This window comes from Neisseria viridiae, assembly GCF_962747995.1.
In the GTDB taxonomy this organism is placed as follows: domain Bacteria; phylum Pseudomonadota; class Gammaproteobacteria; order Burkholderiales; family Neisseriaceae; genus Neisseria; species Neisseria viridiae.
On sequence record NZ_CAUJAJ010000001.1, the window covers coordinates 72713 to 97084 of the forward strand.

At 51.0% G+C, this 24372-nt stretch carries 25 protein-coding genes and 1 pseudogene; 20 read left to right on the forward strand and 6 right to left on the reverse strand.

Annotated elements, in window-relative coordinates; translation table 11 throughout:
- Positions 1 to 2: 2 nt before the first annotated feature.
- Complete coding sequence (locus tag Q9J79_RS00420; RefSeq protein ID WP_301911536.1) at positions 3 to 536, forward strand: imm11 family protein; 534 nt, start codon at positions 3 to 5, stop codon at positions 534 to 536.
- A gap of 470 nt (positions 537 to 1006) precedes the next feature.
- Here Q9J79_RS00420 and rfbD read toward each other — a convergent pair whose 3' ends face one another.
- Positions 1007 to 1882, reverse strand: coding sequence for a dTDP-4-dehydrorhamnose reductase (rfbD, locus tag Q9J79_RS00425; protein WP_301911535.1), 876 nt, complete (start codon positions 1880 to 1882; stop codon positions 1007 to 1009).
- Positions 1883 to 2092: 210 nt separating this feature from the next.
- On the opposite strand from rfbD, the gene Q9J79_RS00430 reads away from it, so the two are divergent.
- The gene (locus Q9J79_RS00430; protein ID WP_061725349.1) at positions 2093 to 2956 is read left to right on the forward strand and encodes a phosphoribosylaminoimidazolesuccinocarboxamide synthase; all 864 of its coding nucleotides are present in this window, start codon (positions 2093 to 2095) and stop codon (positions 2954 to 2956) included.
- Between the two features lie 236 nt (positions 2957 to 3192).
- On the forward strand, positions 3193 to 5313 hold the full coding sequence (gene pnp / locus Q9J79_RS00435) for a polyribonucleotide nucleotidyltransferase (RefSeq protein WP_301911534.1): 2121 nt from the start codon (positions 3193 to 3195) through the stop codon (positions 5311 to 5313).
- A 72-nt stretch (positions 5314 to 5385) separates the two neighbouring features.
- Here pnp and Q9J79_RS00440 read toward each other — a convergent pair whose 3' ends face one another.
- Entirely contained in the window at positions 5386 to 6054 is a 669-nt protein-coding gene (locus tag Q9J79_RS00440; RefSeq protein WP_003677546.1) for a sulfite exporter TauE/SafE family protein, read from the reverse strand.
- Positions 6051 to 6365, reverse strand: a complete 315-nt coding sequence (locus tag Q9J79_RS00445; protein ID WP_301911533.1) for a hypothetical protein — start codon at positions 6363 to 6365, stop codon at positions 6051 to 6053. Before Q9J79_RS00445 ends, Q9J79_RS00440 begins: the two co-directional genes overlap by 4 nt.
- 136 nt (positions 6366 to 6501) lie before the next feature.
- On the opposite strand from Q9J79_RS00445, the gene dapF reads away from it, so the two are divergent.
- From dapF to Q9J79_RS00465, 4 genes are all read left to right on the forward strand, one after another.
- Positions 6502 to 7353 carry a diaminopimelate epimerase gene (gene dapF / locus Q9J79_RS00450; protein ID WP_301911532.1) on the forward strand — a complete coding sequence of 284 codons (852 nt, stop codon included), beginning with the start codon at positions 6502 to 6504 and terminating at the stop codon, positions 7351 to 7353.
- On the forward strand, positions 7350 to 7955 hold the full coding sequence (locus Q9J79_RS00455; protein ID WP_301911531.1) for a hypothetical protein: 606 nt from the start codon (positions 7350 to 7352) through the stop codon (positions 7953 to 7955). The genes dapF and Q9J79_RS00455 overlap by 4 nt, the downstream gene beginning before the upstream one ends.
- A 195-nt stretch (positions 7956 to 8150) precedes the next feature.
- Positions 8151 to 9083, forward strand: coding sequence for a cysteine synthase A (gene cysK, locus Q9J79_RS00460; protein ID WP_025457253.1), 933 nt, complete (start codon positions 8151 to 8153; stop codon positions 9081 to 9083).
- 462 nt (positions 9084 to 9545) lie between these two features.
- Complete coding sequence (locus Q9J79_RS00465) at positions 9546 to 10451, forward strand: DMT family transporter (RefSeq protein WP_301911530.1); 906 nt, start codon at positions 9546 to 9548, stop codon at positions 10449 to 10451.
- 308 nt (positions 10452 to 10759) lie between these two features.
- Here the strand turns inward: Q9J79_RS00465 and lepB are convergent, their stop codons facing one another.
- From lepB to Q9J79_RS00480, 3 genes are all read right to left on the reverse strand, one after another.
- Positions 10760 to 11779 (reverse strand): signal peptidase I, encoded by a 1020-nt coding sequence (lepB, locus tag Q9J79_RS00470; RefSeq protein ID WP_301911528.1) that lies wholly within the window; start codon positions 11777 to 11779, stop codon positions 10760 to 10762.
- A gap of 134 nt (positions 11780 to 11913) precedes the next feature.
- Positions 11914 to 13707 carry a translation elongation factor 4 gene (gene lepA, locus Q9J79_RS00475; RefSeq protein WP_080542292.1) on the reverse strand — a complete coding sequence of 598 codons (1794 nt, stop codon included), beginning with the start codon at positions 13705 to 13707 and terminating at the stop codon, positions 11914 to 11916.
- A 142-nt stretch (positions 13708 to 13849) separates the two neighbouring features.
- Positions 13850 to 14551: a 5'-methylthioadenosine/adenosylhomocysteine nucleosidase gene (locus Q9J79_RS00480; protein WP_301911602.1), complete on the reverse strand. Its 702-nt coding sequence runs from the start codon at positions 14549 to 14551 to the stop codon at positions 13850 to 13852.
- A gap of 167 nt (positions 14552 to 14718) precedes the next feature.
- Between Q9J79_RS00480 and Q9J79_RS00485 the strand changes: the two genes are divergently transcribed.
- From Q9J79_RS00485 to Q9J79_RS00545, 13 genes and pseudogenes are all read left to right on the forward strand, one after another.
- Positions 14719 to 15849, forward strand: coding sequence for a PilT/PilU family type 4a pilus ATPase (locus Q9J79_RS00485; protein WP_301002893.1), 1131 nt, complete (start codon positions 14719 to 14721; stop codon positions 15847 to 15849).
- A gap of 34 nt (positions 15850 to 15883) precedes the next feature.
- On the forward strand, positions 15884 to 16861 hold the full coding sequence (locus Q9J79_RS00490) for a DNA polymerase III subunit delta' (RefSeq protein WP_301911527.1): 978 nt from the start codon (positions 15884 to 15886) through the stop codon (positions 16859 to 16861).
- A 3-nt stretch (positions 16862 to 16864) separates the two neighbouring features.
- The gene (locus Q9J79_RS00495; RefSeq protein WP_002239593.1) at positions 16865 to 17215 is read left to right on the forward strand and encodes a PilZ domain-containing protein; all 351 of its coding nucleotides are present in this window, start codon (positions 16865 to 16867) and stop codon (positions 17213 to 17215) included.
- Positions 17216 to 17219: 4 nt separating this feature from the next.
- Positions 17220 to 17999 carry a TatD family hydrolase gene (locus Q9J79_RS00500; RefSeq protein WP_301911526.1) on the forward strand — a complete coding sequence of 260 codons (780 nt, stop codon included), beginning with the start codon at positions 17220 to 17222 and terminating at the stop codon, positions 17997 to 17999.
- 64 nt (positions 18000 to 18063) lie between these two features.
- Positions 18064 to 18252, forward strand: a pseudogene (locus tag Q9J79_RS00505) (putative hemolysin).
- 100 nt (positions 18253 to 18352) lie between these two features.
- Positions 18353 to 18664 carry a Grx4 family monothiol glutaredoxin gene (gene grxD, locus Q9J79_RS00510; protein ID WP_002214004.1) on the forward strand — a complete coding sequence of 104 codons (312 nt, stop codon included), beginning with the start codon at positions 18353 to 18355 and terminating at the stop codon, positions 18662 to 18664.
- A 105-nt stretch (positions 18665 to 18769) separates the two neighbouring features.
- Positions 18770 to 19396: a uracil phosphoribosyltransferase gene (gene upp, locus Q9J79_RS00515; RefSeq protein ID WP_002219530.1), complete on the forward strand. Its 627-nt coding sequence runs from the start codon at positions 18770 to 18772 to the stop codon at positions 19394 to 19396.
- A gap of 22 nt (positions 19397 to 19418) precedes the next feature.
- Positions 19419 to 19739, forward strand: a complete 321-nt coding sequence (locus Q9J79_RS00520) for a DUF2322 family protein (RefSeq protein ID WP_301911524.1) — start codon at positions 19419 to 19421, stop codon at positions 19737 to 19739.
- Between the two features lie 250 nt (positions 19740 to 19989).
- Positions 19990 to 20412, forward strand: a complete 423-nt coding sequence (locus Q9J79_RS00525) for a protein Gly1ORF1 (protein WP_301911523.1) — start codon at positions 19990 to 19992, stop codon at positions 20410 to 20412.
- A gap of 17 nt (positions 20413 to 20429) precedes the next feature.
- On the forward strand, positions 20430 to 21194 hold the full coding sequence (locus tag Q9J79_RS00530) for a uroporphyrinogen-III synthase (RefSeq protein WP_301911522.1): 765 nt from the start codon (positions 20430 to 20432) through the stop codon (positions 21192 to 21194).
- A gap of 11 nt (positions 21195 to 21205) precedes the next feature.
- Positions 21206 to 22540: a uroporphyrinogen-III C-methyltransferase gene (locus tag Q9J79_RS00535; RefSeq protein WP_301911521.1), complete on the forward strand. Its 1335-nt coding sequence runs from the start codon at positions 21206 to 21208 to the stop codon at positions 22538 to 22540.
- On the forward strand, positions 22537 to 23760 hold the full coding sequence (locus tag Q9J79_RS00540; protein ID WP_301911520.1) for a heme biosynthesis protein HemY: 1224 nt from the start codon (positions 22537 to 22539) through the stop codon (positions 23758 to 23760). The genes Q9J79_RS00535 and Q9J79_RS00540 overlap by 4 nt, the downstream gene beginning before the upstream one ends.
- Positions 23761 to 23792: 32 nt before the next feature.
- Positions 23793 to 24233 (forward strand): hypothetical protein, encoded by a 441-nt coding sequence (locus Q9J79_RS00545; protein WP_002222725.1) that lies wholly within the window; start codon positions 23793 to 23795, stop codon positions 24231 to 24233.
- Positions 24234 to 24372: the final 139 nt, after the last annotated feature.

Below are 24372 nucleotides of genomic sequence, written 5' to 3' on the forward strand. Positions count from 1 at the left end.
AAATGTATAGACTTCAACAACAAAGTGATATGGATTTTGTGCCCTGTCACTTAAAGAATCACCAAAGGCAAGAAGAGTTATATGAATTTTTGATAGATGATAAGGAAGGACTTCTTCAGTATTCTCCAGTTCTGATCGCTGATAATAGATTGACATTGGAGTCCATCCAAAAGTTGGACTATCTCGAAAGTTTTTTGCCTGCTCCGATTTTCTCAGAACGAGCAAAAATGAGAATTGAAAAAATTGTAGGAGAAGATGTTGTCTTCTATCCTTGTAAAATAAATCTTAAAGGAGAGTTATTGCAATTTTACCTGGCTAAGATCTTTCGAAAGCTTCCAATACTAGATGTGGAGAATAGTCCGTCTCGTACCTTATCCAATGGCAAAAAAATTCCCACATATCCTTATAAGTTTACCTCGCAAGATTTAGAGTTCACGCTCGCAAGAGATTGCTACTACCCTTCATTATTTGTTATGTCGTCCAGGTTGCAAAAAGAAATGTATGATTTGTCTTTAGATCTAGTTCCATTAATCTGAGAATGTAATAATTTTGACAACATACAGAGTCTGATTTGTCACTTAAATAAGGATTGCAAGATGTCGCAAAAGCATTGGACGTTCACTAATATTATCCGTTATATTGAGGATTATAAAAAAATCCTCAACTCATAGAAAGGATGAAGTGGGAATTTATTTCCGAAAGAGAGTGTATAGTTGAGTTCGTGAAGCTATGTAAGCATCTCGTCCTAGAACGAACGATTGATTCCAAGATCCATTAAACTAAAGCTATTTAGTAGTAAAATGGCTCGCAGAAAGGTTGGCGAAAGGGGCGCGGTAATTTGCCACCCCTTGTTATTTCAGTTTTTCATTAGTAGGCTGGAGAGCAAACTAACAAAAGAAACAGGAATAAAATGACTTTCGCCATTTCTTCAAGCCTCCTTTCTATCCGACAAGCCCCCGAAGTTGCAGCTTCGGGGGCTTTGCTTTATCGGATGCCTGCATTATACCTAGTACCCACTAGAGAGCAGCTTGGAAACGACCTGTGCAAGGGCTTTTTGCCAGTCTGACGGTTTGATGCCGAAGTCGTTTTCGATTTTGCGGCAGTCCAAAATGCTGTATGCGGGCCTGGGGGCGGCGGTCGGATATTCCTTGTCTGAAACGGCAGTCAATTCGGGAATGGGGAAGGATGTCTGCTGTTGCGATGCCGCTTGGAAAATATGTTGGGCAAATTCGTACCAAGATACGGATTTGCCGCCGGCGTAGTGGTAAATGCCGCGAACGGGATTGGACTGCTGCAACAGGCGGATGATGGCGGCGGACAAGTCGCCGGCATAGGTCGGGCAGCCGATTTGGTTGTGGACGGCGGACAGCGGGGAACGTTCCCGCGCAAGGTTCAGCATGGTGCGGACAAAGTTGTCCCCGTATTCGCTAAACAGCCAAGAAGTCCGCAGGATAAGGCTGTCGGGATTGGCAGACAGTGCGAGCAGTTCGCCGGCGGTTTTGGATTGTCCGTATACATTGGAAGGGTTGGTAAAGTCGCTTTCCTGGTAGGGTCTTTTCCCTTTTCCGTCAAAGACATAGTCGGTTGAGATGTGGATGAATCGGGCATGGGCGCGATGTGCTGCCAAGGCAAGGTTGTAAACGGCGGAAGCGTTAACGGCGAATGCCGTAGTTACATTTTCTTCAGCTTTGTCGACGGAGGTATAGGCCGCCGTATTGACAATAGCATCGGGTTGGAAATTTTTTACCATATTGAAGACAGCATCGGCATCGGTAATGTCTAAAGATGCGGAATCCGTTGCAATGGTTTCCCAATCTTCGGGAAGACGGTCGCGCAAGCAGCGTGCCAGTTGGCTTTTTGAGCCGGTCAATAGGATTCTCATGAGGCATTTCCTTTTGTAAGGTATTTATAGATTTGATATTGACATTATAGTGCTAAAATTTTGTCGGTGCTTGGCGTAATGGCATTATCCTGAGCAGTTGTTGTGGAAAAGGTATTGTTTTACGACGATTTCGGCTAAAATACCGTAATCCGATTCCGATTGTTGAGTGTGGTTTCGGTATTGTCTAAGGCATTTTCAGGGTAATATGAAATGAGTGTAACCAGTTTGGTGAAAATCTACTCCGGCAAAGTACGCGATTTGTACGAAATTGACGATAAACGTATGTTGATGGTTGCTTCCGACCGCCTGTCTGCATTCGATGTGATTTTGGATGACCCGATTCCGGGTAAAGGGGAGATTCTGACGCAGATTTCCAATTTTTGGTTTAAAAAACTGGCTCATATCATGCCTAACCATTTCACCGGCCATACGGTTTACGATGTTTTGCCTGAAAACGAAGCCAAAGTTTTAGAAAAACGCGCCGTCGTGGCTAAAAAACTCACTCCGGTGAAAGTGGAGGCTATTGTGCGCGGTTATCTGGCAGGCAGCGGTTGGAAAGATTATCAAAAAACAGGCTCTGTTTGCGGCATTCAACTGCCTGAAGGTATGCAGGAAGCGCAGCAGTTGCCCGAAGTGATTTTTACACCATCGACCAAAGCCGCAGTTGGCGATCATGATGAAAACATCAGCTTTGAAGAATGCGAACGCATTATCGGCAAAGAATTGGCGGCGGAAGTGCGTGCCAAAGCAATTCAGCTTTACACGGAAGCGGCCGAATATGCCAAATCCCGCGGTATTATTATTTGCGATACCAAGTTTGAATTTGGTTTAGATGAAGAAGGTACGTTGACTTTGATGGACGAAGTGTTGACGCCTGACTCCAGCCGTTTTTGGCCTGCCGATCAATACAAGGTCGGTACCAATCCGCCGTCTTTTGACAAACAGTTTGTCCGCGACTGGCTGGAGCAAAGCGGTTGGAACAAAAAAGCGCCTGCGCCTAAAGTGCCTGCCGATGTGATTCAAAAAACAGTCGAAAAATATCAGGAAGCATTGACTTTGCTGACTCAGGATTAATTTTTAAGTTTGAAGGCCGTCTGAAAGAGATATGTTTCAGACGGCCTTTTTATTGTATCAATACTGGATTTTAAGGATAGTTGCCTTTATAATCGAGAGTTGTTTTCAGCGACTGAAAGGCCGTCTGAAAGCTTGTTTATAACCTGCCGCACGGTCTGAAACCCTAACTATGCACATTCGGATTTTAGTGTGCATTATTAGTGTTTTAGCAGTGCGGTATTTTGAAAGGAACAATAATGTTCAATAAACACGTTAAGACCTTCCAATACGGTAATCAAACCGTTACTTTGGAAACCGGCGAAATCGCTCGCCAAGCCGCAGCTGCCGTTAAAGTATCCATGGGCGATACCGTTGTTTTGGTTGCCGTGACTACCAACAAAGAAGTGAAAGAAGGCCAAGACTTCTTCCCTCTGACTGTCGATTACCTCGAGCGTACTTACGCAGCAGGTAAAATCCCCGGCGGTTTCTTCAAACGCGAAGGCAAACAAAGCGAAAAAGAAATCCTGACCAGCCGTCTGATCGACCGTCCGATCCGTCCTCTGTTCCCTGAAGGTTTCTACCACGACATCCAAATCGTAGCGATGGTGGTGTCTGTTGACCCTGAAATTGATTCTGACATTCCTGCAATGTTGGGCGCGTCTGCCGCGCTGGTGTTGAGCGGCGTACCGTTTGCCGGTCCGATTGGCGCGGCACGCGTAGGTTATGTAAACGGCGTGTACGTTCTGAACCCGACTAAAGCCGAATTGGCGAAATCGCAATTGGACTTGGTGGTCGCCGGTACTTCCAAAGCCGTGTTGATGGTGGAATCCGAAGCCGACATCCTGTCTGAAGAAGTGATGCTGGGTGCGGTTGTTTACGGTCACGATCAAATGCAAGTGGCTATTAACGCCATCAATGAGTTTGCCGACGAAGTCAACCCGGAAGTTTGGGATTGGAAAGCACCTGAAACCAATGAGGAACTGGTTGCCAAAGTACGCGGGATTGCCGGCGAAACCATTAAAGAAGCGTTCAAAATCCGTCAAAAACAAGCGCGTTCCGCAAAATTGGACGAGGCTTGGAATGCCGTGAAAGAAGCGTTGATTACCGAAGAAACCGACACTTTGGTTGCCAACGAAATCAAAGGCATTTTCAAACACTTGGAAGCCGATGTCGTCCGCAGCCAAATTTTGGACGGCCAACCGCGCATCGACGGCCGCGACACCCGCACCGTCCGTCCGCTGAACATCCAAACCGGCGTATTGCCGCGCACGCACGGTTCTGCACTGTTTACCCGTGGCGAAACCCAAGCCCTTGCCGTGGCGACTTTGGGTACTTCGCGCGACGAGCAAATCATCGACGCGCTGTCCGGCGAATACACCGACCGCTTTATGCTGCACTACAACTTTCCGCCGTACTCTACCGGCGAAGTCGGACGCATGGGTGCGCCGAAACGCCGTGAAATCGGTCACGGCCGTTTGGCTAAACGTGCATTGTTGGCCGTATTGCCGAAACCTGAAGATTTCAGCTACACCATGCGCGTGGTCTCCGAAATTACCGAATCCAACGGCTCTTCCTCTATGGCTTCCGTCTGCGGCGGCTGCCTGAGCCTGCTGTCTGCCGGCGTGCCTTTGAAAGCACACGTTGCCGGTATCGCGATGGGCCTGATTTTGGAAGGTAACAAATTTGCCGTCCTGACCGACATTTTGGGCGACGAAGACCACTTGGGCGATATGGACTTTAAAGTGGCCGGTACGACCGAAGGCGTTACCGCGCTGCAAATGGACATCAAAATCCAAGGCATTACCAAAGAAATTATGCAGATCGCTTTGGCACAGGCCAAAGAAGCGCGTCTGCACATCTTGGATCAGATGAAAGCCGCCGTTGCGGGCCCGCAAGAGTTGTCCGCACACGCGCCGCGTTTGTTTACGATGAAAATCAACCAAGACAAAATCCGCGAAGTTATCGGTAAAGGCGGCGAAACCATCCGTTCGATTACCGCTGAAACCGGTACGGAAATCAATATTGCCGAAGACGGTACGATTACCATTGCCGCGACCACTCAAGAAGCCGGAGATGCGGCGAAAAAACGCATCGAGCAGATTACTGCCGAAGTGGAAGTGGGCAAAGTGTATGAAGGCACTGTGGTGAAAATCCTCGACAACAACGTCGGCGCGATTGTCAGCGTGATGCCGGGCAAAGACGGTTTGGTACACATCAGCCAAATCGCCCACGAGCGCGTACGCAATGTCGGCGATTACCTGCAAGTCGGTCAGGTGGTGAACGTGAAAGCATTGGAAGTGGACGACAGAGGCCGTGTGCGCCTGTCCATCAAAGCCCTGCTGGATGCACCTGTCCGTGAGGAAAATGCCGCCGAGTAACGCTTAGGGTGAAAATGCCGTCTGAACAGGTTTCAGACGGCATTTTTTACGGGTATTGGGAATGAATGGGGCTTACAGCCACAGGACGGCAAGCTTCCATAATGCCCATAATGATACGGATAATCCTGTACACAGGCGGATATATCGGTTTTGCATGATTTTTTTCAGTTGCAGGGAAAAAATGCCGATTGCCAAAAGATTGGGCAGCGTACCCAGTGCAAAGGCAAGCATATATAACCCGCCCGTTGCCGCACTACCGCTTCCCAGCGCGTAAAGCGATGCGCTGTAAACCAGTCCGCACGGCAGCCAGCCCCATAATATTCCGACAGCAAGGCAGGCGGGTATGGATTTTATGGGTAACAGTCGGTTGAGTATCGGGTTCAGGTTGCGCCATATCGGTTTGCCGATTTTCTCGATTTTTGCCGCCAAGGAAGAAATACCGCTCAAGTATAAGCCTAAAAAGAGCAGCAGGAGGTTGGCGGCCGTGTATAAAATATTTTGCAGGACGCGGGTTTGGTCGAGTGAAACGCCGACCTGTCCGATTAATCCGAGAATCAGGCCGATTGCCGTATAGCTGCTTATCCGTCCTGTGTTAAGCAGCAGGATCAGCCAAAAGCGGTTGATATGCGGGGGGAGTTGGAGCGCAAACGCGCTGCTTAATCCGCCGCACATGCCGATGCAGTGCGTTCCTCCGAAGAAACCGAGCAGGAACAGGGTTAGGAAAGTGATGTCGTGGTTCATGGACGGCTCACGGTCAGATGTTTGTCTGGGAAAACGGATAATTTCCGGCAGTCCGACCAATAGGGTTTGGCGAGGGCATTCCCCGTGCTGTTAAAGTCTTGAATAAGGATGCGGTTTGTGTCATGAATTTCGACAGTCCTGTAAAATCCGCCCTTTACCGCGCCGTCGGCGGGTTTGCCGTGTGCGTCAAAATGCAGGATGGTGCGGTTTTGAAGATGCGCGCAATCTGAAACGGCCGGGTTTGCCGGTATGTTTCGGGTGCAGGCAGCAAGGATTGCACAAGGGAAAAGCAACAGTAATATGCGGAACATGGTGTTTATTGTAATGGGTAACAAACAGTATAATGGCTTATTTTAATCTCCCGACGGCGGGAGATGGAAGCATTTCCCTTCGGCACGGGGATTTCGGAATTCGGAAGCAACAGACAATACGGGATTTCAGAATAATATGAACACGTTGAAATTTACCAAAATGCACGGTTTGGGCAACGATTTTATGGTGATTGACGCGGTCAGTCAGGATTTTACCCCCGAGGACGCGCCGATTGCGGTATGGGCTGACCGCTTCCGGGGCGTGGGCTTCGACCAGCTTTTGGTGGTCGGGCGTTCGGAAACCGAAGGCGTGGATTTCCGTTACCGTATTTTCAATGCCGACGGCAGCGAGGTCGGGCAATGCGGCAACGGAGCGCGTTGTTTTGCCCGTTTTGTTGCAGACAAGGGTTTGACCGATAAGAAAGAAATTTGTGTTGAAACGGCCAAGGGCATTATTTTTCCGAAATTGTCCGATAACGGCATGGTTACGGTCAATATGGGCAAACCGAAGTTTATGCCGTCTGAAATACCGTTTGTTCCCGTATCGGACGAGGGGGATGATGCCTGTATTTATGGGGTGCATCTTGAATCCGGCATTCAGCCTGTCAGCTGCGTCAATATGGGCAATCCTCATGCTGTGATTGTGGTCGATGACGTGGAATGCGCGCCGGTGCGCGAAACCGGTTCGCTTATCGAACCGCACAGGCAGTTTCCCGAACGCGTCAACGTCGGCTTTATGCAGGTTGTCGGACGGACGGCAATCCGTTTGCGCGTGTTTGAGCGCGGCGTGGGCGAAACCCAAGCGTGCGGCACGGGCGCGTGTGCGGCTGTGGTGGCGGGTATCCGTCTGGGGCTGTTGGATGAAGGGAAAACGGTAGAGGTGGTTTTGCCGGGCGGAACTTTATATATCGAATGGGCCTGCGGCGGCGATGTGATGATGACCGGCCCTGCGGAAACCGTGTTTGAAGGCGAGTTGACGTATTCATGATTTTGCTGTATTCGGATTTTTTGTCTGCCTTACTGTATGCGGCGGTTTTTCTGTTTCTGATATTCCGCGCAGGAATGTTGCAATGGTTTTGGGCGAGTATTGCTTTGTGGCTCGGCGTATCGGTTTTGGGGGCAAAGCTGATGCCCGGCATATGGGGAATGACCCACGCCGCGCCTTTGTTCATCCCCCATTTTTACCTGACTTTGGGCAGCATATTTTTTTTCATCGGGCATTGGAACCGGAAAACAGATGGAAACGGATGGCAGGCAGACCCCGAACATCCGCTGCTCGGGCTGTTTGCCGTCAGTAATGTATCGATGACGCTTGCTTTTGTCGGAATATGTGCGTTGGTGCATTATTGGTTTTTGGGAACGGCACAAGTGTTCGTATTTTCGGCATTGCTTAAACTTTATGCGCTGAAGCCGGTTTATTGGTTCGTGTTGCAGTTTGTGCTGATGGCGGTTGCCTATGTCCATCGCTGCGGTATAGACCGGCAGCCGCCGTCAACGTTCGGCGGTTCGCAGCTGCGACTCGGTGTGTTGGCGGCGATGTTGATGCAGGTTGCGGTAACGGCGATGCTGCTTGCCGAAATCGGCAGATGATTGTGATGCCGTCTGTATCGGAACAAAAAGTTATAAAGAAAGAAATTTTGGGTATTGGTTTTTTAGGCGGCATAGGTTTAGGATAAAGCCATATCCGAAATTTGTTTATGGTTCGGCACAAATTCCCTGCAATCGGATGGGATGCCGATGGGGATTGCGCCTTACTGTCGAAACTTTATTATTCAGGAGCAGAAGATGAAAATTGCAAACAGCATCACCGAACTAATCGGCAACACGCCTTTGGTCAAACTGAACCGTCTGACCGAAGGTTTGAAGGCAGAGGTTGCCGTGAAACTGGAATTTTTCAATCCGGGCAGCAGCGTCAAAGACCGCATTGCCGAAGCAATGATCGAGGCCGCCGAAAAAGCGGGCAAAATCAACAAAAACACCGTCATTGTCGAAGCAACCAGCGGCAATACGGGTATCGGTTTGGCAATGGTATGTGCCGCACGTGGCTACAAACTGGCGATTACCATGCCGGAAAGCATGAGCAAAGAGCGCAAAATGTTGTTGCGTGCGTTTGGTGCGGAGCTGATTCTGACCCCTGCCGCTGAAGGTATGGCGGGCGCGATTGCCAAAGCGCAATCCTTGGTGGACGCGCATCCCGACACTTATTTTATGCCGCGCCAGTTCGACAATGAGGCAAACCCTGAAGTCCACCGCAAAACAACCGCCGAGGAAATTTGGCGGGATACGGACGGCAAAGTCGATGTCTTCGTTGCCGGTGTCGGCACAGGCGGTACGATTACCGGCGTGGGCGAAGTGTTGAAAAAATACAAACCGGAGGTTCAGGTAGTTGCCGTCGAGCCTGAGGCTTCCCCCGTATTGAGCGGCGGCGAAAAAGGCCCGCACCCGATTCAAGGTATCGGCGCAGGCTTTATTCCGACCGTTTTGAATACTAAAATCTACGATAGCATCGCCAAAGTGCCGAACGAAGCGGCTTTTGAAACCGCCCGCGCAATGGCGGAAAAAGAAGGCATTTTGGTGGGCATTTCTTCCGGTGCGGCGGTTTGGAGCGCGTTGCAGCTTGCCAAACAGCCTGAAAACGAAGGCAAGCTGATAGTCGTGCTGCTGCCTTCTTATGGCGAACGCTATCTCTCTACGCCACTTTTTGCAGATTTGGCATAATGCTTTAATCGGATTGTCGAAACATTCAGACGCATTTTTCGGTATCGGTGTAACGCCGTGCCGGAAAATGCGTTTTTGCATATATGCCGAAAACGCCGGTTGTGTTTTAATCAGGTATTGGTGCCGCCGCATTGCTTGAGGGAAATATTTTTTATAGTGGATTAACAAAAATCAGGACAAGGCAACGAAGCCGCAGACAGTACAAATAGTACGGAACCGATTCACTTGGTGCTTCAGCACCTTAGGGAATCGTTCTCTTTGAGCTAAGGCGAGGCAACGCCGTACTGGTTTTTGTTAATCCACTATATTCGGGTTTTATCTGGCAGGACGGTTTTTTGCCCCAACGGAAAATAGCCGGCCTGCCCGTAAAGTCAGCCGTTTGTCCGGGCGCAGCCGGGGTTTTGGGCTTCAGACGGCATATTTTCGGAATGGCGGCATTCTTGCCGTTGGCGCGGCAGCCGTATGGGGAAGGGAGGGGATATTGTGGTCGGTAACGGCAAAAAATATGCCGCACCATTGCTGGTGCTGGGTTGCTTGGTGTTCGGTCTGGGCAGTCTGATTGTCAGGTCCGTCCCCGTCGGTTCGTATGCAATCGCATTTTGGCGGTTGCTGATTTCGGTGTTCGTATTTTGGTTTTTGGCACGGTTTTTCGGGCAAAAATTCCCAAAAAACAGGAAAACCATCTGCTATGCCCTGACGGCGGGCGTGTTTCTTGCTTTCGATTTGGCGTTGTGGCACGAAAGCATACACGCGGTCGGGCCGGGTATTTCCACCCTGCTCAACAGTCTGCAAATCTTTTTCTTGTCCGCAATCGGTGTTTTCTTTTTTAACGAACGTTTGAGCGGGCTGAAAAAGGCGGGCTTAATATCGGCAGTTGCTGGCGTGGCGATGATTGCCGGTGCGGAATTCGGCTACAACGGTAATGCGGTTTGGGGATTCGTCAGCGGTTTGGTGTCCGGGCTGATGCTCGCCCTGTCGATGGTGTTCGTCCGTAAGACTCATGAAGTCGAGCCGGTGGCACTTTTCCCTTCAATGATGATTTTGAGTTTGGGCGGCGCGGTATCGCTGGTTGTTCCGGCATTGCTGATGGACGGCGGTGCGCTTTATCCGACGACTTGGAAAGATGCGGGTTTGGTGCTTGTGTACGGCGTGGTGATGCAGTGCTTCGCGTGGGCGATGGTTGCCTATGCGATTCCGCTGCTTTCGCTGTCGCTGACGGGGCTGCTGCTTTTGTCCGAACCGGTTGCCGCCCTGTTCATCGATTATTTCGGGTTGGGCAAACCGATTGAAGGCGTGCAGTGGGTAGGGGTGGTGCTGACGCTTTCGGCAATTTATCTCGGTTCGCGGAAACAGCAGTCTCAACATTGATTCCATCAGGGCAATATTGGCAGTTCGCCGTGCAAAACCTGCGTTACCGGACTGATATAGTGAATTAAATTTAAACCGGTACAGCGTTGGCTTGCCTTAGCTCAAAGAGAACGATTCTCTAAGGTGCTGAAGCACCAAGTGAATCGGTTCCGTACTATCTGTACTGTCTGCGGCTCGCCGCCTTGTCTTGATTTAAATTTAATTCACTATAGATAGGAAAATCCGACAACGTTAGATCCGCCTGCAAAGGTAAGGAATAGCAAATGCCGTCTGAAACTATTTTCAGACGGCATCCTTGGTTTCCCGGTTTAGCGGATTGCCGTGCCGGCCCTGCTGAAATCGCCGAAATTCATCAAAATGAACATTGCCTTGCCGACAACCAGCTTGTCATCCACAAAGCCCCAGTAGCGAGAATCGGCACTGTTGTCGCGGTTGTCGCCCATGGCGAAATAGCGTCCTTCGGGAACTTTGCACACGAAACCGCTGCCGTCGTCGGCATATTGGCAGTGTTCCAAACCGCTTTGCTCTATGGAATATCCGTTTTCAGACATAATATCGGAGGTATATTTGCCCAATACGGGTAGGGAAACGGCAGGCTGTCCTTCTTTTTTCAGAATATTGAAGGATTTGCCGTCCAAACCGCTGCGGAACATATCCGTGTTGTGGATTTCGGAAGGGTCGGTGTCGTCGGGATAACGGTATGTGCCGTCAGGAATATCGGAAGCCGGTTTTCCGTTTACCGTCAGAACCTTGTCCCGATATTCGATAATGTCACCCGGGATGCCGACAATACGCTTGATGTAGGTCATCTCCGGCTGCAAAGGATAATTAAAAACAATGACATCGCCCCGTTCGATTTTGCCCGTGGGGATAAATACATTGTTTAAAACAGGTACGCGCAAGCCGTAGGAAAATTTGCTGACCAAAATGAAATCGCCCTTGATTAGACCCGGGCGCATGGAGCTGGACGGGATTTGGAACGGTTCGGCAATAAACGACCGGATGAGGAACAATACCAAAACGGTAGGGAAGAAACTGCCGAAATAATCGCCGAAGTGGCTGCTTTCCGAGATTTCGGGATGAGTCTTCAGACGGTATTTATATACCCCCCAAGCCGTACCGCACAATACAACGAAAATCAGGAAAACGGCGGTAAAGCTCATAAACAGGGACAAAGCGGCAAACACGCCGACCGCCGTCAGGATATAGGCGTATTCGAGGCTGGAACTCCACTCTCCGTTTTCCTGCCGCTTCTTGTCGCTTTTGAAATAAAGGATGATGCCGGCAAGCAGCGCGGCAGCCGCACCCGACATTAGCATTGTGTTCATTGTTGTTCCTTAACGGTTAAAACCAAACGCCCTTTTGGAGCGGTAAATCAAGGTTTGTTTGGGAATGCGCGCCTTCTTCAAATCGGAGCAGTTTGGAGGGCTGCGCCATATGTGTAGCCCTATGTGCCGAAATATTATTTGTCGCTTACCTGCAAAATCGCCAAGAACGCGCTTTGCGGGATTTCCACATTGCCCACTTGTTTCATACGGCGTTTGCCTGCCTTTTGTTTTTCAAGCAGTTTTTTCTTACGGGTAATGTCGCCGCCGTAACATTTCGCCAAGACGTTTTTACGCAGGGCTTTGACGTTTTCGCGGGCGATAATCTGGCTGCCGATGGCGGCTTGGACGGCGATGTCGAACATTTGGCGCGGAATCAGCTCGCGCATTTTCGATGCCAGCTCGCGGCCTCGGTGAACGGCGCTTTGACGGTGCACAATCAGGCTTAAGGCATCGACTTTTTCGCCGTTGACCATAATATCCAGCTTGATCAAATCAGACGGTTGGAACTCTTTGAAATGATAATCCAACGAAGCATAACCGCGCGAAGTGGATTTGAGTTTGTCGAAAAAGTCCATTACGACTTCGTTCATCGGCAAATCGTAAGTCAGCATCACTTGGCGGCCCATATACTGCATATTGACCTGCACGCCGCGCTTTTGGTTGCACAAAGTCATAACGTTGCCGACGTATTCCTGCGGCACGAGGATGGTCGCGGTGATAATCGGCTCGAGAATGGTTTCGATGCTGCCGATGTCGGGCAGTTTGGACGGGTTTTCAACTTCGATTTTCTCGCCATTCTTCAACACGACTTCGTAAACCACCGTCGGCGCGGTGGTAATCAAATCCATGTCAAACTCGCGCTCCAAGCGTTCCTGAACGATTTCCAAGTGCAGCAGACCCAAGAAACCGCAGCGGAAGCCGAAACCCAATGCTTGGGAAACTTCAGGCTCGAATTTCAATGAAGCATCGTTAAGTTGCAATTTTTCCAAAGCGTCGCGCAAAGCTTCGTAGTCGTGGCTTTCCACGGGGTAAAGACCCGCGAATACTTGGCTTTGTACCTCTTGGAAACCGGGCAGCGGCTCAGAGGCGGGGTTGGCAACCAAAGTAACCGTATCGCCGACTTTTGCCTGTCCCAATTCTTTCACGCCGGTAATCAAAAAGCCCACTTCGCCGGCTTTGAGCTCTTGTTTTTGAACCGATTTCGGTGTGAATACGCCCAGTTGCTCAACCTGAGTTTCCGCCTTGGTGCTCATAAAGCGCACTTTGTCTTTCAGCTTGATGATGCCGTTTTTCACACGGATCAGCATGACCACGCCGACATAGTTGTCAAACCATGAATCGACAATAACCGCTTGCAGCGGCGCGTTTTCATCGCCGGTCGGTGCGGGGATTTTGGCAACGATTTCTTCCAAAACGTCTTCCACGCCGATGCCGCTTTTGGCGGAACATTGTACCGCACCAACGGCATCAATACCGATGATGTCTTCGATTTCCTGCTCCACGCGCTCGGGGTCGGCGGCGGGCAGGTCGATTTTGTTCAAGACAGGCACGACTTCCACGCCCAAATCAATCGCGGTATAACAGTTCGCCACGGTTTGTGCTTCCACGCCTTGCGACGCGTCAACAACCAAAAGCGCGCCTTCGCAGGCGGACAGCGAACGGGAAACTTCGTAAGAAAAGTCGACGTGTCCCGGCGTGTCAATCAGGTTGAGCTGATACACCTGCCCGTCGCGTGCTTTGTAGTTGAGCGCGGCGGTTTGCGCTTTGATGGTGATGCCGCGCTCTTTTTCGATGTCCATGGAATCGAGCACCTGCGTACTCATTTCGCGCAAATCCAAGCCGCCGCAATATTGGATGAAGCGGTCGGCAAGCGTCGATTTGCCGTGGTCGATGTGGGCAATGATGGAGAAATTTCGGATATTTTTCATTAGAGTTATTTTGAATGTCGAACAGTGGGTTTTAAAAATGCCGTCTGAACAAACAGCGGTACGTCCGAATATCGGGCGCAACGTGGAAATAGCCCGATATTCTAACGGAAAACCGCTGTTTTGGCATGATTTGATAAAGGTTTTATAAAGATTTGACGATTTCTGCCACCATTTTTGCAGAACTTGCCGCCGCCGTTTTCAAAAATTCGTCAAAGCTGATGTCTGCCTTTTCGTCCGCCGAATCGGAAACCGCGCGGATGATGACGAAAGGCGTTTCCAACTGATGACAGGTTTGGGCAATCGCCGCCGCTTCCATTTCCACTGCTTTGACTTCGGGGAAGTGCTTGCGGATTTCCGCCACGCCTTCGCTACTGTGGACGAAGCGGTCGCCGCTGACAATCAGGCCTTGTTCTACCGCCGCGCCTTCAAACGTCCGCGCCGCCCGTTTTGCCGTTTCAATCAATATGCCGTCTGAAGCGAACCTTGCCGGCAGTTGCGGCACTTGCCCCCAAACATAGCCGAATGCGGTTACATCGACATCGTGGTGCGCGATTTCTGTGCCGACCACGACATCGCCGACTTTCAAACCCTTGCCCAAACCGCCCGCGCTGCCGGTGTTGATGACGCAGTCCGGTGCGAATTGATGGATAAGCCAAGTCGTTGCAACCGCCGCGTTGACCTTGCCGATGCCGCTCAATGCAAGCACCATGCGTTTTCCCGCCAATTCGCCTTCATAGGCGGAAAATCTGCCGAAAGAGACGGCTTTGACATTTCCCATCATCTCGCGCAAAAGCTCGATTTCCTGTTCCATTGCGCCGATAACGGCTACTGTTTTTAAAGACATATTGCTGACCTGCTGTGAATTTCGGATAGAATGCCGAATTATACACGCTAACACGGCAGGATTGAGTGGGGGCGGTTTGTCCATGCCGTCTGAAACGGTTTCAGACGGCATGGCGGGTTTTTGGTAGAATGGGAAGGTACAGATTGTTTGAAGATTGGGGGACGAGGATGTTTACCGATGAAAATATGACTGCAAAGGAAGAACTGTTCGCATGGCTGCGCCATATGAACAAAAACAAAGGTTCCGACCTGTTTGTGACGACCCATTTCCCGCCCGCAATGAAGCTGGACGGCAAAATCACCCGCATCACGGATACGCCGCTGACGGCGGAAAAATGTATGGAAATCGCCTTCTCGATTATGAGTGCGAAGCAGGCGGAAGAATTTTCATCAACCAACGAGTGCAACTTCGCCATCAGCCTGCCGGACACCAGCCGCTTCCGCGTCAATGCGATGATACAGCGCGGCGCGACGGCGTTGGTATTCCGCGCGATTACCAGCAAGATTCCTAAGTTTGAAAGCCTGAACCTGCCGCCGGTCTTGAAGGATGTCGCACTGAAAAAACGCGGGCTGGTTATTTTTGTCGGCGGCACCGGCTCGGGCAAATCGACTTCGCTTGCCTCGCTTATCGACTACCGCAATGAAAATTCGTTCGGACACATCATTACCATCGAAGACCCGATTGAGTTTGTCCACGAACACAAAAACTGCATCATTACCCAGCGCGAGGTCGGTGTAGATACGGAAAACTGGATGGCGGCGTTGAAAAACACGCTGCGCCAGGCACCCGATGTCATCCTTATCGGTGAAATCCGCGACCGCGAAACCATGGATTACGCCATCGCCTTTGCCGAAACGGGTCATTTGTGTATGGCGACGCTGCACGCCAACAGCACCAATCAGGCACTCGACCGTATCATCAACTTCTTCCCCGAGGAGCGGCGCGAACAATTGCTGACGGATTTGTCGCTCAACCTTCAGGCGTTTATTTCGCAACGCCTCGTTCCGCGAGACGGCGGCAAGGGCAGGGTGGCGGCAGTCGAGGTGCTGCTCAATTCGCCCCTGATTTCGGAGTTGATTCACAACGGCAACATCCATGAAATCAAAGAAGTGATGAAAAAATCCACTACCTTGGGTATGCAGACCTTCGACCAACACCTTTACCAATTGTATGAAAAAGGCGAGATTTCCTTGCAGGATGCCTTGAAAAATGCCGATTCGGCGCATGATTTGCGTTTGGCTGTTCAGTTGAGAAGCCGCCGCGCGCAAAGTTCCGGACCGGATTTGGAATTGCTCTGATGAAGGGTATGGATTCCCGGACGGATGGTTTGAAATGATTTATCCGTGGCATAATGAGCAATGGCGGCAGATTGCGGAACATTGGGAGCACCGTCCCAATGCTTGGCTGTTTGTCGGCAAAAAAGGCATAGGGAAAACCGAGTTTGCCCGCTTTACGGCTCAAGCATTATTGTGTGAAAACCCTGCACCGGGCTGCAAACCCTGTGGCGAATGTATGTCCTGCCATCTGTTTGGACAGGGAAGCCATCCCGATTTTTACGAAATCACGCCCCTGACGGACGAACCCGAAAACGGACGCAAACTGTTGCAGATCAAAATCGATGCCGTCAGGGAAATCATCGATAATGTGTACCTGACTTCGGTACGGGGCGGTTTGCGCGTGGTCCTGATTCATCCTGCGGAAAGTATGAATGTCCAAGCCGCCAACAGTCTGTTGAAAGTGTTGGAAGAACCGCCGCCCCAAGTGGTCTTTTTGCTGGTCAGCCACGCGGCGGACAAGGTTTTACCGACCATTAAAAGCCGCTGCCGGAAAATGGTTTTGCCTGCGCCTTCGCATGCGGAAGCATTGGCGTATCTGCGCGACAGGGGTGTTGCGGAACCGGAAGACCGCCTAGCTTTCCATTCCGGCGCGCCGCTGTTTCAGGAGGAAGGCGAGCTTCGGGAATTGAGGGCAAAGCTGCTGGAGATATTGGCAGAGCCAAGATTGTTGAAGATTTTGGATTACGCCGCGCTTTTCGATAAGGAAAAACTTCCGCTCGCCGTATTTGTCGGGTGGATGCAGAAGTGGCTGGTCGATTTGGGATTGTGCCTGCAACACATGAAACCCGTCTATTATCCTGTTTATGAAGACAGGCTGCTTCAGACGGCATCCGGTTTCCGCCCGCGCAATGTATTTGCGGCGGAGGATATGCTCAAACAGCTCGCCCCTTACGGGTTTCATACTTTAAATGTCAAAATGCAGATCGAGCATCTGCTCATCAATTATTTGGAATTGAAGAAAGAGAATGGGTGAATTATGTCAGACGGACAAAATATTCCGGCAAAAATGATGTCGTTGCAGCTGAAAGACATGAATCTGCTGTACAGCTCCTATATGCCGTTTTTGGAACACGGCGGTCTGTTTGTGCAGACCGACGACGTATTTTCCATCGGGGACGATATTCTGCTTGCCGTGGAAATCCTCAACTTCCCCAAACTGTTCCTGCCGACCAAGGTCGCCTGGATTAATCCTGCGCGTACTTCCTCCAAACCCAAAGGGGTGGGGCTGGCATTCACAAAACACGAAAACTGCCTGAAAGTCAAAGACCAGATCGAAGTCGAACTGGGCAGCACAATCAGCGGCAGCAGACCTACGTTTACCATGTAACGCCATGCATATCATCGATTCGCACTGCCACCTCAATTTTGAGGGTTTGAAAGAACGCCTGCCCGAAGTTTTGTCCAATATGGAAGAAAATGGCGTGGGGCAGGCACTTGCCATCAGCGTCAGCAGGCAAAGTTTTGCCGAAGTATCCGCTATCGCCGAAGTTTATGAGCATATTTACTGCACAATAGGCGTACATCCCGACAGTAAGGAAGCCGAAGAATTTTCCATTGCGGAAATGGTTGCCGCAGCTGCTTCGCCGAAAGTGGTCGGCATAGGCGAGACGGGTTTGGATTATTACTGGTGCAAAGGCGATTTGTCTTGGCAGCACAAACGTTTTGCAGACCACATTGAAGCAGCCAATCAAACCGGACTGCCCGTTATCGTCCATACGCGCGATGCGGCGGCGGATACCTTGTCTATCCTGAAAGAATGTCGGGTTAATTCGGGCGTTATCCACTGTTTTTCCGAGGATGTCGGTTTTGCCCGTGCGGCAATGGATTTGGGACTTTATATTTCTTTCTCGGGAATCGTTACCTTTAAAAACGCACCCTTGGTTCAGGAGGCGGCAAAATACGTTCCGGACGACCGTATCCTGGTGGAAACCGATGCACCGTTCCTCGCTCCCATTCCCAAGCGCGGCAGGCAGAACGAGCCGGCTTTTGTGCGTTATACCGCAGAGCATATCGCCAAATTGCGGAACCAGACCTTGGAACAGGTTGCGGCATACACGACGGAAAACTTTTACCGGCTGTTTAAAAAAGTACCCGATATGCGGGCCGTCTGACCCTGTGCCGACGATAAGGAAAACCATGAAGGCAATTCATCCGTATGCATGTCCGCGCTGCTGACTGCCTGCCAACACGTTTCGGACAGGCATGAGGCAGTCGGTATGGCAAATTCCGCTTCCAAATTCTGCATTGCCAAAGGCGGCGGACGGGAAGCAAAAAAAAGACGAAAGCGGCGGCGGATATGCCCTGTGCCATTTGCCGGACAGCAGGATTGTCGAGGAGTGGGAATATTTCCGTTCACAACATTGATACTGCGCGATATACGGCAAATATTGTGGGAAGTTTCCGCTTTTGCGTATAATGCGCCCTACCTGACAAATTTTGTCAACTTTATCAAAAGGAATAAGCGATGGCTTCCATCCACGACCAAATCAAAGAAGTAGTAACGACGCACCGCGTCGTATTGTTTATGAAAGGTACGAAACAGTTTCCGCAATGCGGTTTCTCTTCCCGCGCCGTGCAAATCCTGAACGCGGCAGGCTGCACCGATTACGTTACCGTCAACGTATTGGAAAATCCCGAAGTACGCCAAGGCATTAAGGAATACAGCGACTGGCCAACCATCCCCCAGCTTTATGTGAACGGCGAGTTTGTCGGCGGTTCGGACATCCTGATGGAAATGTATGAGGCAGGCGAGCTGCAAGAGCTGCTGAAAGCCTGATGGATTCGGCAATGCCGTCTGAACGTGTTTCAGACGGCATTTTCTTTTCCGGAAAATCAAAAAAAAGTATAATGGCGCGTCTCAAAATCACACTGGAACACCGCGATGAACGTTAACGTTATCAACCATCCGCTCGTCCGCCACAAACTGACCCTGATGAGGGAGGCGGATTGCAGCACCTACAAATTCCGTACGCTGACCACCGAGTTGGCGCGTCTGATGGCATACGAGGCAAGCCGTGATTTTGAAATCGAAAAATACCTTATCGACGGATGGTGCGGTCAGATTGAAGGAGACCGCATCAAGGGTAAAACATTGACCGTCGTTCCCATCCTGCGTGCAGGTTTGGGTATGCTCGACGGCGTACTCGACCTGATTCCGACTGCCAAAATCAGCGTGGTCGGTTTGCAGCGCGACGAGGAAACGCTGAAACCCGTTTCCTACTTCGAGAAATTCGTGGACAGCATGGACGAACGTCCTGCCCTGATTATCGACCCGATGCTGGCGACGGGCGGTTCGATGGTTGCCACCATCGACCTTTTGAAAGCCAAGGGCTGCAAAAATATCAAGGCACTGGTGCTGGTTGCCGCTCCCGAGGGTGTGAAGGCGGTCAACGACGCGCACCCCGACGTTACGATTTACACCGCCGCGCTCGACAGCCACTTGAACGAGAACGGCTACATCATCCCCGGCTTGGGCGATGCGGGCGACAAGATTTTCGGCACGCGCTAACTGACTGATTTTCGGATTTGATATGAATTTTCAAGACTATCTCGCCACATTTCCTTCAATCGACCATCTGGGCGGTTTGGACGTTCAGGATGCCGACGGCAAAACGGTTCACCATATTCCCGCCGTTCAGGGCAAGCTCGGTTCGCTCAAGCTATACAATGCTTTGGCGGAACGTTTTGACGGAAAATTGGACAAAGAAGCGGCAGAACAGGGTTTGATATGGTTTGCCGAACACGTTGCCGACGCGCGCGCCCACCCCGGCAAGCATCCCAATATCGATTTGCTGGAAAATGTCGTGCAAAGCGGCGAAACCTTCCTGCTCAAGCCGCTTGCCGCGCAATAATTTTCGACCATGCCGTCTGAAATCCGTTTCAGACGGCATTTTGTCGGAAAGAAGACCGTAAAACGGGCATTTTCTTTTCTATTTCAGGATACGGGCAATGATGTTTCAACACACAGGACGATACATAAAGCGTTGCCCTATGTGTTGCCCTAATTTGGAGGGGGTTAAACCCCTCTCAAATAAAATCTGATACTGCTGCCACGAAGGGCGGATGTCCAAATGGCGGGGTTTCAACCATTAAGGAAATACGATGAAAAAAATGTTCCTTTCTGCCGTATTGCTTCTGTCGGCTGCGACCCAAACCGTGTGGGCGGATACGGTGTTTTCCTGTAAAACGGACAACAACAAATATATAGAAGTTCAAAAAATCAACCGCAATCTTTACGAATATTCGTTCGGCAGTGCGGCAAAAAAAGAAATTGCCATACGCAACGGCAAAGCTGACCTGTTGGGGCGTTCCGACAGGTGGCAAGGCATAGGCAGCGGACGCTGGGCAACGATGAAATTCCAAAACGGCGAATTTATCTATACCGTATGGACGGGCTTTGATCCCGTAGAACATACGGAAAGCAGCGGCGTCATCGTGGAGGGCGGCGGTAAGGAAATCGCACGGGTCGGCTGTACGCCGAAAACCGCGCAGGCAAATTTCAATGATGACGACTTTTCTTGGTAATCGGGGCGGATAAGGCGATGGAAACAGTGAAACCCGTCATGCTGATTGTCCGCCCGTCCGTCAGGGCGAAGGATGATGTGGAAACCTGCCGTCGTGCCGGATGGCAGGCGGAAGTGTTGAGTCCGATTGAAATCGAAACCAACGAAGCAAGCCTGAAACGGCTGCCGGAAATGTATGCCCGTGCGGATGCCGTGTTTTGGGTCAGTCCGACCGCCGTTGAAACCGCCGCGCAGTACTTGGACTTTTCAGACGGCATAAAAGCCCAGATTTCCGTAGGGCAGGGCAGCCGCCGTGCCTTGGCGCGTTATGCGGGAGCGGGCGTGTTTGCACCTGAAGACGGCAACGACAGCGAGGCGGTTTTGCGCCTGCCGGTTTGGAACAGTCTGCCCGAAGGTGCGCGCGTATTGTTTGTGCGCGGACACGGCGGGCGGGATTTTCTGATGAATGCCTTGCAGGAGAAAGGTTTTCGGACGGAGGTGGCAGAAGTCTATTTCAGACGGCATAAACCTTTGAACTTTCAAAATTTCCAAACCGAAAATATTGCCGCCGCCTATATCACGTCGACCGAGCTGGTGCGCGCGTTGTTCGGACAGCTTCCGCCGCAATTTTCCCGATTCTTCAAATCCTTGCTATACTTTACCCATCATCCGCGCATTGCGGAGGCATTGAAGCGCGAAGGCGCGTGTTCGGTCGAAACCGTCCCTACGCTGGAAGCCGCGCTTTCCCATTCTTCCATTTCCGTTTCAGACGGCATGGTCTTTCCCGGAATCTCAAACCAATAAGGAGCAAAACGGTGGGCGAACCTGAAAACAAATCATCCGAACCCGTACGCGAGATACAGGCATCAAAAGAAATGCCGTCTGAAACCTCTTCCCCACGCAAAGAAAACGAAACAGAAGTACACATTCCTGCCGCTCCTTTTATCGTCAAACAGTCCGGCAGCAACGCTTTGGCGACCTGCGCCTTGGTATTGGCGGCCTTGGGTTTGGGTACAAGTGGTTTTTTGTTTGTCCAAGGACAGAATGTCTTGAAAAACCAAGAGCTGGCATTCAACCAGAAAATCGACAAAGCCGCCTTGGGCGAGTCGGAAAACGCCGCCCTGCTCAAAGACAACCTCAACCGCCAAAGTGCCATACAGTCCGAACTCGACCGTTTGGACAGCGGTGTCAAAGCCAACGGCGAACAAATTCTGATGACGCAAAAAGCCTATCGCGAGCTGACCAAAGGGCGTGCCGATTGGCTGGTGGACGAAACCGAGACCATACTCAATCTGGCGGCGCAACAGCTGGTGTTGACCGGCAATATCCAAACGGCAGTCGGCGTATTGGAGCATATCAACAGCCGCCTGTCCCGTTTCGATCAGGCAGAGCTTCTGCCGATCAAACAGGCAGTCAGCAGCGATTTGGCAGAACTGAAAAACCGTCCCTATGTCGATATTTCCGGCACGGCATTGCGCCTCGACAGGCTGGAAACCGCCGTATCCGGACTGCCGCTGATGCTCGACGGCGTGCTGAAACCGGGCGTACAGGTGAAGAACGAAGCCGTTTCCGCTTCATGGTGGCAGAACGTATGGGAAAAATCCCTCGGCACATTGAAAGGGCTGGTCGAAATCCGCCGTTTGGAAAACAACGATGCCATGCTGATTTCACCGGAACAGGCATATTTTGTACGCGAAAACCTGCACCTCCGCCTGTTGGATGCGCGCACCGCATTGATGCAGCGCAACAGCGAAGTTTATCAAGGCGATTTGAACAATGCCGAAGCCGCCGTCAGACAGTATTTCGATGCCAAGTCGCCCGCCACGCAGTCGTGGCTGAAAGAACTGGCGGAATTGAAGGCGTTGGATGTGCGCATGACGGCGGATGACGGTTTGAAAAACAGCCTAAATGCCGTCCGCGCCTATCGCGACGGTACGCGCATGATGGCGGCGGAAAATCAAGAAGCGGAACAGGCGGCTTCCGAACCGGCAAACGAAAAAACAGCTTCCGAACCGGCTGCCGCATCGGATGTGAAGACCATAGAAGCACCGTCCCTGCCTTCGGAACGCAAACCGGAACAGCCTGCAAAAAAACAGCCCGTACCGGAAAAGGCAGGGCGTTCGCCGTCCGCTAAAGGAGAACGCGCATGAAAACGGTAGTCTGGATTGTCGTCCTGTTTGCCGCCGCCGTCGGACTGGCGCTTGCTTCAGGTATTTACACCGGCGACGTGTATATCGTACTCGGACAGACCATGCTCAGAATCAACCTGCACGCCTTTGTGCTGGGGCTGCTGATTGCCGTCGTGGTGTGGTATTTCCTGTTTAAATTCATCATCGGCGTACTCAATATTCCCGAAAAGATGCAGCGTTTCGGTTCGGTGCGTAAAGGCCGCAAGGCCGCGCTTGCTTTGAACAAGGCGGGTTTAGCGTATTTTGAAGGGCGTTTTGAAAAGGCGGAACTTGAAGCCTCGCGCGTGTTGGGCAACAAAGAAGCCGGAGACAACCGTACTTTGGCATTGATGCTGGGCGCGCACGCCGCCGGACAGATGGAAAACATCGAGCTGCGCGACCGTTATCTTGCGGAAATCGCCAAACTGCCTGAAAAACAGCAGCTTTCCCGCTACCTGCTGCTGGCGGAATCGGCACTGAACCGGCGCGATTACGAAGCGGCGGAAGCCAATCTTCATGCGGCGGCGAAGATGAATGCCAACCTTACGCGCCTCGTGCGTCTGCAACTTCGTTACGCTTTCGACAGGGGCGACGCGTTGCAGGTTCTGGCAAAAACCGAAAAACTTTCCAAGGCGGGTGCGTTGGGCAAATCGGAAATGGAACGGTATCAAAATTGGGCATACCGCCGCCAGCTGGCGGATGCTGCCGATGCCGCCGCTTTGAAAACCTGCCTGAAACGGATTCCCGACAGCCTCAAAAACGGGGAATTGAGCATATCGGTTGCGGAAAAGTACGAACGTTTGGGACTGTATGCCGATGCAGTCAAATGGGTCAAACAGCATTATCCGCACAACCGCTGCCCCGAGCTTTTGGAAGCCTTTGTCGAAAGCGTGCGCTTTTTGGGTGAGCGCGAACAGCAGAAAGCCATCGATTTTGCCGATTCTTGGCTGAAAGAACAGCCCGACAACGCGCTTCTGCTGATGTATCTCGGCCGGCTTGCCTACGGCCGTCGGCTGTGGGGCAAGGCGAAAGGTTATTTGGAAGCCAGTATTGCCCTGCAACCGAGCGTTTCGGCGCGTCTGGTGTTGGCGAAAGTCTTTGACGAAACCGAACAGCCGCAAAAAGCCGAAGCACAGCGCAAATTGGTTTTGGAAGCCGTCTCCGATGACGAACGTCACGCAGCGTTAGAGCAGCATAGCTGATTTTGGGAAATATCTTTATCTGGGAGAATTTGATGGGGTCTTCAGATTCCTTTAAGGAAAAGAAAGAAATATTTGAAATTGGAACGCCTGCTTATCGCCAAAAGTTAATTGATGTTTGGAAAAAGAGCATTAATGGAAACGAAAAATCTTGGGTGCTCTTTGAAAATGGGACTTGCGTCATTTTACTTGAACCGGAAAAAGATTTGGCGAAACAAGCTAAAGAGATGTTAAGCAAATGGGGCAAGGTTCAAATAGGAACACCATCTGCAGATTTTGGCATTATCACTTTAGATAGTGGCGATGGATATGCCGTTTCATGCCATCATCCCGAAATTTTTACGCTAATCCTAAAAGAAGAAGGATTGGATGAAGATTTCAAAATCGGTATCGAAGGGCGCTCTCATCGCGATTGTGATGCTGAAGAACCCAAAGTTATCCATATCGAAGATAAACGCACCATTGAAACCCCCTGAAAACCTGCTGCCGTTTAATCATCTACTGATGATTACCTAGGCAAATGTGTCCGCTCCCCCCCCTTTCAGACGACCTTTCATTGCGGAAACCGCCGCAAAGGTTGTCTGAAAACTGTTTTCCTTCTCCGTTTTACAAACA